The organism is Fontivita pretiosa (assembly GCF_050410795.1).
Taxonomy (GTDB): domain Bacteria; phylum Planctomycetota; class Phycisphaerae; order Tepidisphaerales; family Tepidisphaeraceae; genus Fontivita; species Fontivita pretiosa.
In genome coordinates this window covers 3,189,569-3,202,491 of record NZ_CP191258.1, presented here as the reverse complement: position 1 = coordinate 3,202,491, position 12,923 = coordinate 3,189,569, and the positions used below count along the sequence as shown (strand labels likewise).

Annotated in this window: 7 protein-coding genes; 1 reads left to right on the top strand and 6 read right to left on the bottom strand. The window is 64.2% G+C overall.

Annotated features, from left to right (window positions below):
- The 3 genes from ACQS5P_RS12890 to ACQS5P_RS12880 are packed head-to-tail and all read right to left on the bottom strand — an operon-like array spanning position 1 to position 4,560.
- Entirely contained in the window at positions 1-3,492 is a 3,492-nt protein-coding gene (locus ACQS5P_RS12890; RefSeq protein ID WP_428937023.1) for a hypothetical protein, read from the bottom strand.
- A 7-nt stretch (positions 3,493-3,499) separates the two neighbouring features.
- A complete protein-coding gene (locus tag ACQS5P_RS12885) occupies positions 3,500-4,138 on the bottom strand; it encodes a DUF6655 family protein (RefSeq protein WP_428937022.1) in 639 nt (212 codons plus the stop codon).
- Between the two features lie 59 nt (positions 4,139-4,197).
- Entirely contained in the window at positions 4,198-4,560 is a 363-nt protein-coding gene (locus tag ACQS5P_RS12880) for a hypothetical protein (protein WP_428937021.1), read from the bottom strand.
- Between the two features lie 196 nt (positions 4,561-4,756).
- Here ACQS5P_RS12880 and ACQS5P_RS12875 point away from each other — a divergent pair, with 196 nt between their 5' ends.
- Positions 4,757-5,908, top strand: coding sequence for a uroporphyrinogen decarboxylase family protein (locus ACQS5P_RS12875; RefSeq protein WP_428937020.1), 1,152 nt, complete (start codon positions 4,757-4,759; stop codon positions 5,906-5,908).
- A 202-nt stretch (positions 5,909-6,110) separates the two neighbouring features.
- On the opposite strand, the gene ACQS5P_RS12870 is transcribed toward ACQS5P_RS12875, so the two are convergent.
- From ACQS5P_RS12870 to ACQS5P_RS12860, 3 genes are all read right to left on the bottom strand, one after another.
- Complete coding sequence (locus tag ACQS5P_RS12870) at positions 6,111-6,545, bottom strand: hypothetical protein (RefSeq protein ID WP_428937019.1); 435 nt, start codon at positions 6,543-6,545, stop codon at positions 6,111-6,113.
- A gap of 431 nt (positions 6,546-6,976) precedes the next feature.
- Positions 6,977-9,880, bottom strand: a complete 2,904-nt coding sequence (locus ACQS5P_RS12865) for a DPP IV N-terminal domain-containing protein (RefSeq protein WP_428937018.1) — start codon at positions 9,878-9,880, stop codon at positions 6,977-6,979.
- Positions 9,881-10,337: 457 nt separating this feature from the next.
- Entirely contained in the window at positions 10,338-12,869 is a 2,532-nt protein-coding gene (locus tag ACQS5P_RS12860) for a protein kinase domain-containing protein (protein WP_428937017.1), read from the bottom strand.
- Positions 12,870-12,923: the final 54 nt, after the last annotated feature.

Genomic DNA, 12,923 nt, shown 5'->3' with positions numbered 1-12,923 from the left:
TCACTCCGCCACAGTCGGGCGGGTCTCCTCGCGCACGTCGCCCAGCAGCAGCTTTCGCATCGTCTGGCCCAGCTCGCCGAACGTAGCAGGCTTGACGATCGGCCGGCGCAGCGTCCCGCCGATCGTTACCGGCGTGACGTTGGCCTGGAGAACACCCAGAATCTGATCCACGTCAGCCATGAATGGCAGCTTCAGTTCGCTCAGGGGTCTGGCCGATCCCACGGCGCTGCCTTCGATGGGGCTGTCGGGGATGTTCCAGACATCGCGAATCTCACCGGCGGCCCGAATATACACGCCCCGGTTGTAAATCCGCGCCGCGGTGATGCCCAGGGTGCTGCGTTCCAGTCTGGCCTGTATTCGTGCCGTTCCCGTCGGCTTGCCTTCGCCGGCGGATCGCCCGATCCGCATCAGGTCGTACAACACTCCCACCGGATCGAAGTTGATCAGTTCCGACTCGCTCAACACGGCCTCGACATCGCCGAACAGACTGTCGCGGTTGCGCGGGTCGCCGGCGATGGTGATGCTCCCAGCCAGCCGACCGGCCATCGGCTCGGCCTCGGGCGCAAAGGCATGCACCACCTGATTCAAATCCAGCCCCTCCAACCGCACAGCAAGCAGCGCCGTCGCCGCATCGTCGCCGCGACGTCGCGTGGCGCGGGCGAACAGGTGAACCGTGCCATCCGCCAGATCAAACTGCGTCCCATCCGTCACCACGCGATCGCGATCAAAAAAGACGGTGGCATGCAGCCCGCGGATCCGCATCGCCCCCAACTGTCCGTCGGCAACGTCGCCGGCCAGCTCCAGCCGCAGCGGACCCAGCGCGTGGCGGCTGTCGGCAGCAGCCAGGCTGGTCGATCCCGACAACCGCCCACGCAGATCCTTCAGCCGCGGAAACCACTCGCCCAGCCCGCTCAGGTCCAGCCCGTCCCAGCGGATCTGTCCCGCCGTGCCGTCGATCGGGTCCTGCCAGTTCCACGCCAGCCACCCCTGCACCATGCCACCCAGCACCTGCGCCTGGATCTGCGTGGCCCTCGCCGTCGAGCCACTCAACTCCGCATCCACACGCAGCGTTCCCAACGGCTGCTGCCGGGCCGTCAGGTCGGCGCTGAGGCGCAGCGGCCCGGTGGCCTGCTTCTGTCGCGCATCCATTAGCAGCTTGGCATGCCCGTCCACCACAGCCCGCGCCGCCTGCCCTTCGGCCTGCACCGGCCACCTTTGCGCCTGGACCTCGATCGCCACCTGCTCCGGTCGCCACAGCGCCAGCGTCAGCCCCGCTCTGACCTGTCCATCGCCCTGCCACAGCTCGACCGGCTCGACGCGCAACACGCCGTCATGCAGCCGCATCTGCGCCGTGGCGCGATCGGCCACGAAGTCGCGGTACCGCAGGTTGGTCGCGTGCAACTGTCCGACGCCCTGCACCGCCCGCAGGCCAAGTGCGGGGATGTCCAGGCTCGCCTGCGCCGTCAGCGACCCGCCGCCCAGCCCTTGCAGCCCCGTCACCTGCGCAACCTCAGCCGCCGGCAGATCCCGGACCTCGATCCGCAGTCGCGGCGGCTGCGCCGCATCGCCCGGCCATTCGCCGCTCAGCCTCCATCGCCCCCCGAGCATCTCCAGCTCCCGGGTCGCCACCTCCGCACCGTCGGGCCGGATCCGCCCGGCAAGCTGCGCACGAATCTGCCCCACCTCGCGGCCACCAAGCCGCAACTCGCTGGCCTGAAGCTGCCCGTCAAGCTCCAGCTCCATGGGACTGATCGTCCCGACCAGCTTCACCTGCCCCGCCAACCAACCCTGGATCAGCGGCGAAAGCTCCATCCCCGGCGGCGAAGCGTGCGACAGGCCGACTTCCACGTGCAGCGGCCTGGGGAGCCTGTTGTCGTAAAAGCCCTGGCCGTTGATCTGAAGATCCCCCGCGCGAAGATACAGCTCGTGAAGCTGCACATACCCGTGGCTGCCCCAGAGATTGCAGTTGAACGCCAGCGTTTGCACCTCGGCACCACGCAGCGGGAATTGCTCGCCGTTGAGCCACAGCCACCACTGTTGCCTGGCCAGATCGAGCTGTCCCCTTCCGGCCAGGCCAGACGCCTGATCGCCCGGCAGACGCAGTTCATCGAGGGTGATCCGCTGCGGGCCGCTGCGCAGTCTGGCGACAAGCTGCTGCAACTCCAGGTGGCGGCGACGACCGCTGAGCGTCAGCTTCTCGAACGTCGCCGTCCAGTCGATGTTGCGGAACGACTGGCCCTGCCCCTGAAGTTGTATCGCCGCCGCCAGCGAGCCGGCATCGTGTCGTGAAGCAAGATCGATGCTGGCGGTGATCTGCGAACGATTGGGCCACGGCGTGCGCAGGCTGGCCTGGAGCGTGCCCGAGTGGCTGAACTCCGCGGGCAGCGCCACATCCCGCCAGCGGGCGCGCAGCGTCGCCGACGCATCGGCGCGGTTCCACACCCCGCTGACCGTCGCCTGGCCGTCGCCAATCGCCACCAGAAGGTCGTCGCCCCGAACGCCCGACCCGTCGAGCCTGAAGAGCCCTGAGACCAGTCGGATCGGCGGTGTCCCGGGCGAGGATGTGGCATGTACCTCCAGCGCATCGGGGCGAACATGCAGTGTCGCATCGGCCCAGCCCACCAGCGCCGAACCCCGAGCCGCCAGGTCCGCCGCCTTCAGCGAGGTCAGCTCCAGCCGACCTTCAATCCCTTCGGAGTTGACCCGGCCACGCCACACGCCGTCGGCCGACAGACCACGCGGCCAATGCTCCGCCAGCGAACCTGCAATGCGCTGCGTGTCGCGCAACGCGAAACGCGCCTGATGCTCCCAGCCGACCGTCGGCGAAAGCTGCCCGACAATCTTCCCCGGCCCGGGAAGGCTCAGGTCAAACTCATATACCAGCGGCCCGCTTTGCCAGCCCTTGAACGTCAGCGGCTCGACGACGGTAATGTGCTCGCGGCTGTCCGCCAGGTACAGCTTCGCGTCAGTGATCACCAGTTCGGGAATGCTCACCGCGGCGCGTCGCGGGCGATCCTCCGTCCCGCCGCTGCGCCGCGACGCGGCCCGCCGGATCGCCTCTTGCACGTTCCAACGACCGCTCTGATCCTGCCGCACGTGCAGCACCGGCGAATCAAATTCCAGCCGGCGAATCTCCAGCGAGCGCCCAAGCAACAGCGGAATCAGGCCGGTGTGCCGCACCCGCAGCTCTGGCACATCCAGCAGCGCCTCCTCGGCCAGCGGAAGCCACACCGTCACATCCCGAAGCACACTTCGCCCCAGCCATCCGGTGCTGAACGATTTTGCCGCCACCCGCAGCTTCAGCTCCCGCTGCACCTGCGCGATCACCAGCCGGCGGGGAAGATTGCTCCAGAGGATTGCCTGAACGCTGGCCAGCAGAAGCAGCGGCAGCACCAGCAGCGCGATCAGGATGCGTCGCCGCCAGCGCAGCAGCCGCGGGCGTGGCCGGCGGCGGGGCAGAGGTTCTGAAGTTGCATCGGAGCCTGACGTCACAGCAGCGTTACCGTTCCGCCGGCGGGATGTTGCCCACCGTTCGCGGACCAAGTCCGAAGAACCAGAAATCCTCCCGCAGCGTCCGACCGACGAAAGGTCCGCTGCTGGAGATCAGCTCCCCGGTGTCGTTCCAGTATGCGATGAACGCCACCGATGCAAAACCACGCTGTTTGGTGCTCTTGATGATTGCAAGTTCCGGCGTGGCCAGCGGAACCCCGGTGTCCGTCGTGGTCGCTCCCAGATACAGCGCGGGAATCCCCAGCAGGTACTCGTAGCGATCGATCCCCATTCCGCCGCTGCGAAGCTCAAGCACGATCTGCGCATCGGTGCGATTGGGCACCAGCCGAACCCCGTTGCTCAGCAGCTTGGCCCGCAATTCCCCCAGCAGGTACGACTGATCGTTGGACGGAACCCCGGAATAAAGGTATGTCGTATCGATGTAGACCTTGCGGTCGCGCAGCGCGTTGGCCGAGAGCTGCTCGATCGCCCGGTTGGCCGCCACCGAAATCAAAAACTGCTCGGTGGCGCTGCGGGGCGGATCGGTCACCCGGATCGTGGCGCAGCCGCAGCCCACACTCAACAGCATCAACATCCCCAGCCGGCCAAGCACCGTCGCCGCCGGCAACCAAATCGTTGATAAGCGCATCGGGTGTAAGAAGATGCTGCCGCAAGGCCGAGCGGTCAACTGTCGCATGCCGCAGCGGGCTACCAGGGCAGCGCGTCGCATCGGCCTGATTCCCAGGCCTGTTTTGCGGAGTCGGCGGCCTCGGTGGCATCAGGCGCGGGGGCCGAAGCCACCGCCGGCCGCCCCTCCCGCCGAGTGGCTTTGCCCCGCCCGTGGGGCAGCATACCTTCGCGGCCAGGCGGATCGGCGGCGAAGTGCGCCTCGCCACGCCCACCGCCCACGCCCGTCAATCCCGGCTCTCCGGATTCGATCGCCTGACGCGGGTCATCGCGCCCCTCGCTTCCCGGCCTCATCCCCGGCATCGCCTCACCTTGCGCTCGGCGCGACCCTGATCCCCGCCCGCTGCTGCCTCGCCGCACTCGACCGGAAGTCCGATTGCTCATGGTCTGCTCCTTCAGCCACCCCACCGATCACTGGCTTGACTTTACGCCCGGTCAGATTCCGCCACAGCGCCCAAAGTCCGTTGAACGGTCTTGCCCCGCCAAGCCATGCATGGGCAATTCGATATTTCTGCGGATATAACTGTCCTCTATTCTCCCGCGGGTCTCGGGAACCAAACGGGTATTCACGAGCATTCTCATGAACGATCGACAACGCCATCTGGCCGTTTTGCAATTCGAAAAAGCCGATCGCGTCCCCTTCGTGCCGGGCAACGGCCGCCGCAGCACGCTGGCGGCGTGGCGCAGGCAGGGTCTGCCGCCAGAAGTCACCGATTACCACGCCTACGTCCGCGAGCTTCTTGGCATCGAACCGACCCAAAGCACCGAATACATCGACGATGGGGTCAACTTCCGCATGATCCCGCAGTTCGAGGAGAGGGTGCTGGAACATCGCCCCGCACCGCCTGGATCCACGGCCCCGGGCACCCTGATCGTTCAGGACTGGAAGGGCAACATCTGCGAGATTTCCGACCAGTATGACGTGAGCTACCTGCGCAACGCCATCGACTTCGTCACGCGAAGCTGGATCAAGTGCCCCGTCGAATCACGCGATGACTGGGAGCAGATGAAGGTTCGCTACGATCCGGACGACCCGCGCCGGCTGCCCGCCGATTTCGTCCAGCGCGCCATCAAACTCAGGGATCGAACCTGGTTCGCAGGCATCGAATTCCCCGGGCCCTTCTGGCAGTTGCGCGAGTGGCTTGGCTTCGAAAATCTGTGCATGCTGCTGATCGACGATCCGCAGTTCGCGCAGGAGATGATCGATTTCTGGCAGCAGTTCGTCTCCAGGTTGCTCGAGCGCGTCTTCGAGCACTATGTGCCGGATTTTGTCATGGTCAGCGAGGACATGGCCTATAAGGCGCACCCGATGATCAGCCCGGAGATGGCCCGGCGGTTTTTGCTGCCCTGCTGGCGCGCCTGGTCCGGGCAGTGCCGCGCCGCGGGCGTGCCGATCATCGAGGTCGATTCCGACGGGCATGTCGGGCAGCTTATCCCCGTCTGGATCGAGGCCGGCTTCAACTGCAACGTGCCCCAGGAAGTCGCCGCGGGCAACGACCTGCCCATGTATCGCCGGATATACGGCACGAAAATGGCCTACCGCGGCGGCGTGGACAAGCGCGCCATCGCCAGGGGCGGCCGCGCCATCCGCGCCGAAATCGAAAGATTGAAGCCCGTGATCCGCGCCGGCGGATTCATCCCCAGTTGCGACCACGGCATCCCCCCCGATGTCTCCTGGCCGAACTTCATCGACTACTGCCGGTTACTCGCCCAGGCGACGGGGTGGTTGTAGCGAGCAAGTCAGGAAGCACTGAGGAAAACGCGGAGAGAATCGGTTGTTGATTGGTTGCTGGTTGTCGGTTGCACGTTGCGCGTCGGTTCGACCTGCAAACCCACAACGAACAACCCGCAATCACCAGTGCCTTCTCCGCGTCTGGGCGTCTCGAGGATGAATACTCCGAGCTCAAGTGAAGCGGTTGCACCGACAGTGCACGTCATCCGACCGCGCATCCGTCCAAAACCTTCCATTGCTCGTCGTCCTGAGCGCCGGAATCGGATGCCCTCGCGATGGTCTCTTCTGACACGACGCTTTCGGGCATCCTCCGAACGCGTTCCTCACCCTTTTCTCTCGCCGGCAACACAGCTTCGATAGGCAGCCACCAAGCACTGTAGCGGTGAGTCAATGCCGCATAGCCGGCGGTTTCGTCGCCGCGCCAGCCGGGCTGGACCGTGAATTCCAGTTCCGCGACTACCGCGCTGCCCGAACGCACCGTGACTTGATGCAATCGATTCGCGAGCTGCCCAAGCTCGATCGTGGTGTGCGACAGCCCGAAGGCGCACAAGAGCCAGAACGACGAGCAGACCGTCGCCTCCACGGAAATATTGTTGCCCTCGCGTAGCGGTTCGGTCGTCACGAGATATTGGTTCATGTGTGAGTTCTCTGTGACCTGGTCGATGTAAACCATCCCGTGGCAGCGTCACGCCAGGTTCGCAACTCGACCCCGCCGACGCCTATCGGGAGAATTGCGTCAGGCAGGTCCACCCAATCCTCCGGCAAACCCGGCTCCAACAGCGCGTCAGGGGGTCGACCAATCCTCCGGCAACTCCGACTCCAACTGCGCGTCAGGCTCGTCAAATATGACCGTCGGTTCGTCTATCGCGACGCTCGATGTGTGCAGAATCGTCGGCTGGTCACAGGCTCCACAAGTTCCAACGTCGTTGTCAACATGCGACCAGTTTCCAGAAGCTCGGTCATCGCCAATGCCCTTCATTCACTGTGCCACAGAGTGGGCGGCGCGCAGTCACGCGTGTGCTGTCCGCCCCCCTCTATCATCCTTCTGCCTTCGTCCTGGCATATCTCCTACGGCAACCGCCGGCGTGGTCGCTTCAGCGACCATGCTCCCATCGCCATCAGCGAGACCGCCACGGGTTCCGGAATCACGCCCGACTGCACCGCCCGCAACGCCGCCAGATACTCCCCACCGAACATCCGCGTGTGCTCGGCAATGATCGCGTCCACCAGTGCGCCACTCTGATTCACGTAAGCGTTGTCGATCAGGGCATAGTCCGTGGCGTCTATGACGCCGCTGTAGTCGAAGTCTCCGTTGATCCAGCCGGACAAAGAATTGACGTAGCCGTTGTCGATCAGCGAGTAGTCGGTGGCGTCGATCGCGCCTGACAGGTCGGCGTCGCCGAAGGTGGTGTACCTCACGAGCACTTCGCCGCCGGCCACCGGCACTCCGCCAAAGCTCGTGTAGATCGGCCCGCTTCCGCCGACTTGGGCCAAGTCGTTCAGGACCACACCCAGCCCGTACAGGAAGCTGCCGGCGGTCTGGCTTTGCTCGGCAGCTCGCGTGCTTCCGATTCCCGGCCCCCTCCAATCAAAGCTCCCGCCGTTGAACAGCGCAGATCGGAGTTGCGAGGTGACGGTCGTCACGCTGCTCGCGGAAAGAATCAGCTCGTTGTCATTAAGGTCAAGTCGGCCCAACCAGGCGCCTCCTGCTGCTTCGATGGTGAAGTTCCTGAGAACGCTGACTCCGCCCCCACTGGACCGATGGTTGATCATGACCACACCCGGATTACCGGAAAGGCCATTGAGTTGGAGTGTCTCCTGTTGGACATGCTTGCTGATGAGCGTGGTGCCCGGCTGGATGACAACCGCGCCCGCCGCGGCCGGTTCGGCCGACGATGCTCCCCCGGAGATGCCGCCCTCCACGATGAGCCGCCCGCCGTTCTCAGCGACTATCGTTCCGCTGTTCGTGAGCGATCCGTGGATGAGCACTTGATCGTTGCGGACTTTTAGGAACCCGCCGGCTTCGTTGTTCACGTTTCCGATGATCGCGCTTGATCCGTAGAAATCCACCGAGGCAAAGTTGTCCAGGTTGCCCGCGAGCTGTCCGAATCCATTGAGACTGCCGTTGTTGGTAAGCGTCGGGGTGCCAAGCGTTCCGCCGCGCAGGGCCAGACTCTTGTTGAACCTGATGCCGATCGGGGCATCAAAGATGATGTAGCCGGGGTTCACGACGACGTTGCCTGTGTTGCCGACGATCGGCGAATCGACATAGACACTGGCGCCGGTGGCGTTCGCCAGTAATCCGCTGTTGGAGAAACTGTTGCCGCTGAACAGCAGCGAACCGCTTTTGGCTTGAATGATCCCGGTGTTATCGACGTTTGCACTGATGTGTCCGCGGCCCGTGAAGATGCCCGCAGTGTTGATTTTCAGCATTCCCGCGCCGCCGATTGTCGCGTCGGCAATCGTGCTCCCGGGCTTGTGCAAGCTCAGGGTCATGCCCGGGGCGATGGTTACGGTGGCGTTCGCGAGGTTCAGCTTCTGGATGGTGACATCCGAGTCCACACTGATTGCGCCGCTGCCGATCGATACGTCGTAGCGATAGCCGTCCCCATTGTCGGGGACGCGTTTGGGGAAGCCCACGAGATCTGGGCCGGGCGTCGTGTCCCAGTTGTTGGCATCAGACCAGGTGCCCAGGTTGCCAATCCAGCTCGACGTTGCGTCCAATGGAGCCGTGATCGAGATATCCATTTCATCGATGCCTGGCGTGTCGGTGACTTGATGCAGATAGGTACCGTCCGGTGTGACCGCCCAGATGTCGTAACTCCCCGAACGATTCGACGAAAACAGGATGTATTCACCATCGGGGGTCCACGACGCCAGCTTCTCGCTTGTGCTGGCAGAATCGGGGGTTAGATCTCGCACGAAACTCCACTCCCCGGCACCAGTCCGCTCGTATAGCCACAAGTCATACGTGTCCGAGTGATGGCGATCAACGCGGCTTACGACCAGCTTTCCCCCGTCCGGAGACCACGCAGCGAATTGGAATGCCTCCTCAGCGGGCTTGGCGAAGGTCACTTGCTCATTCGTCTGGGTAGCAGGATCGTACACGAAGATGTCGCCGTTCGACCCGTCCCAGCTCGAATACGCGATCAGGTTGTCTGGCATCCATTGAGTATGCGTTCCGCCACCATGGGGCGTTGCCGTTCCATCGTGAAGATCGGGCGTTGCCGCGTTGAACTCAAAGATGTATTTCTGGGATGAAGCGCTGCTGTATGCGAGTCTGTTACCATCAGGCGAATACGATGGGCTGTTGTAATCGCCACCCGTCACGATAGACCCAAGATCGCCCCCGTCGGGGCGAACTTGCCAGATCGCCTGACCCGAGACTCCATCGGCCCGAGCAACGAAGGTGATCCACTTACCGTCCGGCGACCATTCCGGCTGAGCCGAGTTCTGGAAAGTCGTGGAGAGTGGCACCGGATGCGCCGAGCCGCCCACCGTATCGAACCAATGGATCCTACTGGGGCTTTGCGCCTGATCGTGATAGACGATTCGGCAGTCCAGCTCGGGCGCTACGGAGAGCTCGACGTTGTCGAGATACCCTTCTGCGGTGCCGCCGCCGAGATTGTCATTCTCGACCAGCAGGCGGTCGATCGCAGCGAAGCTACCCCGCCCCGGACCACTGGAATATGTGAAGGAAGCGCCCCCTGAGATGTCCCGCACGGTCCATCGAAGGGATTGGTCCCAGCCGTTGTACACAATCGTATTCCGGTAGGTACGGTCGAGCTGGTAAATGAAATCGTAGGCTCCGGGGAAGAAGTCTCCCGCGGTGCTGGTGCGATAGCCGACTGTCGCTCCATTGCCCCCGCCACCGCGCCCGTAGTTGACCCACGCCGCATCGGGCGACCCCCAAGGGAGACCGCCCGTGTTCAGTCCGAAGGAGACCGCACCGGCATCATCGGCGCGCGTCATGTTCAAGTCGAATTCCAGTTTGAAGGTTGCACCGGGAACGAATGGAACTGGTACTTGCGCCCACTGTCCCGACCCTGCACGCGATTCGATGTGGTAGCGCCCGCTGCCTGGGTCTCAGTACATCTGCCCCGGGACGCTCGTCGCCCAACCCGGGTTGCTTGAGAAGTCCGTACTGTACAGCGGCACCCAAGCCTCCGCCGGTGCGGCCGCGCCACTGGCGATGAGGAACGTCGCGACCGCCAGACGGACTGCTGCCATCGAACGTCGCCGACCGCACGAGCACTGAGGCGTGTTTGCCAGCCTCTTTTCGAAGCCGATTGAGTTTTCCCGTCCGCGCATGGCCGTCTCCTTTCCTGTTGGCCGCCCAGCAGAGTTGGCCCCGCGACGCAGCACGATTCGGGGGCTTTCATCGATGGGTTACACGGCCCAGGAGCACATCCTGCGCAGACGTGGCGCTTTATTTCGTCGCGTACTCCAGAAGCTCGGCCTTGTTGAACAGGACCAGGATTCGCGGTTGGCGGGAACGGTCGAACACGTCCACGATCAGCCTGGGGTTCGGGTTGTTCTCCCACTGCTCGGAGATGAGGTAGCGTGCCGCGACGTTCAAATCAGCCGTAACCACGAGCACTTCGTTTTTCCACCAATACTGATCGGGCGACTTGTCCGTTGGCTGGCCGACGATGGCTCCCTGGCCGGTCTGCTCAAACAAGCCGCTGGTCATCAATAACTCCAGGGTGCCGTCCCCGTCCAGATCCGCAGCGGCGTGCAGCATGAGTCGAATCACGGCAAATCCCGGCGCGTCGATGATCTTCACTTCGGGTCCGGGCTTCAGATCCTCATCGAAGATGTAGAGCAGGCCACGGCGGTCGGTCGCCAGCAGCTCCTGCTCGCCGTCCCGATCGATATCGGCGGGAAGACAACTGTTCAGCGCCGCATCGTACTGGTGGGCGTGCTTCTGGACGCCCTTGCGATCAAGCACCACGATACGGCCGGCATCATGGTGCCCGTAGCTGCCCTCGCTCCAGACACAGATTTCCGGGCGGCCGTCCCTGTCGAGGTCGGCCAGAACAGGCCGGGCGGCCGTGAATGCGCCATCGATCCTGGCGTGCCACAGCAACGCTCCGTCGTGCCGAATCGCGTAGATGTACGAATGCTCGTCATTGGTCCCGTCGTCGGCCTGGTTCCCGTTCGCGCAAGCATAGCTGCCCACAAGCAAATCGAGCCTGCCGTCGTCGTCCAGGTCGATGAACTGCGCAGGCTCGGCCAGAGCCTTCGGCCCGATCTCACGTCGCCAGATCACACGCGGCACAGCATCGTCACTGAATGCCAGCACCTGCCGGGGCCTTTTTCCCCTTGCCGTGCCCAGCGCCGCGATCAGCTCGCGCCTGCCATCACCATCCAGGTCCCGTACTCCAAGGGCATCCAGATGTGACAGCTCGTCCCGTTGAACATCTTCCTGCCGGATGCTGTACAGCGGCGCATCGACCCCGAAATCCTTGCGACCGCGAGAACTGTTGTATCGCGCGATCTGAGCGCGGCCGGGAACGGCCCAGCGCAGGAAGTATTCCTCGTCTGAGGAGTTGTCCATGTCGGCGATCAGGCTCAATCCCAGGTCCATACACCCCTGCACGCCGACGAACAGCTCCAGCAGCCGCTCATTTTCGCCTGAGACAACAACCAGCAGTCGCGCGTCGTTCGACAGCGCAAACAGGTCCTTACGCTGGTCCGTGTTGAAATGGCCCACAAGAAACCGCGCGCTGTCGGGGACGATTGGTGTGCTAAGTTCCCGCACCAGACGCAAGGCTGGCACTGGCCGTGCCTCGACCACGGGAGCGGGCTGGGCTTTGGGTTTGCGCAGGATCCAGGCGATGCTGGCCACCGTCACGAGAAGCGCAATCGCGACGCTCGCCGCCGTCATCAGAATCAGCCGGGATCTGCGCTCAGCTTCGCCGCCGCTGCGTCGGCTTCCGTGCGGCCCCAGCGGTGCCGAACCATGTTCCACGCGCTGCAGGTCCTGGACCACGTGACCCATGGACGCGTAGCGCTCAGCCAGATCCCTGGCCATGGCGCCGTCGGCGATCTTCGCCAACTCCGTCGGCGCCTGCGGGTTGCGTTCGGAAATCGGCCGGGGCGTGGTTTCAATGATCTGGCGGAGCAGCTCCTGCGGTGCATCGCCTTCATAGGGCGGGCGTCCCGTGAGCATCTCGTACAGCAGCGCGCCCCAGGAGTAGATGTCGCAGCGGGTGTCGCCGGCTTCGCCACGGGCGATCTCCGGGGCCATGTACGCCGCTGTGCCTTCGCGAAGGCTGCTTCGTACGTCCACGATCGAGTCGTTGAAGACGGTGCGCGACAGGCCGAAATCGGTCAGCAGCGGGTCGCCCGCCTCGTCCAGCAAAACGTTGTCGGGCTTGAGGTCGCGGTGGGTGATCCCCTTCTCATGAGCGAACTGAAGCGCCTCGGCCAGCCCCCGCCCGATCCGCTTCGCCAGCATCGGGTCGATCGGCTGGCCCGGCTGGATCAGCCGCGCCAGGCTGCCGCGCTCCAGATATGGCATGACGAAGTAAGGCCCGTCCGGACGCTCGCCCACCTCCAGCATCGGCAGGATGTTCCGATGCGACAGCCGCGACATGTGCCGCACTTCGATGAGAAAGCGGTGCACCGCCTGCGGCTGACGGGCAAGCGGCGGTGACATCGTCTTGATCGCCACCAACCTGCCCCCGCCGCCCGAAGCCGGATCACGCGCCAGATACACCACCCCCATGCCGCCACGACCCAGCAGACGAAGCACCTCGAATCGATCGATCGAGCCAAGCAGCCCCGGTCGAGGCGGCGGACCAAGCCCAACCGCATCGGCCACCAGTGCGGACATGACCGCAACCGCCGGCACGTCCGGCGAGCGGTCGGCGGTCGATGGTCTCCCGGCGGCCACTTCAGGATCGGGCGGCGTCGATGACCTGTCGTCAGGCTTGGTCGGATCGGTGCTGCTCATGCTGGCTGCGCCCACCCCCAAACGTGTTCACGCGAAGGTCGCCGGGAATGAGCC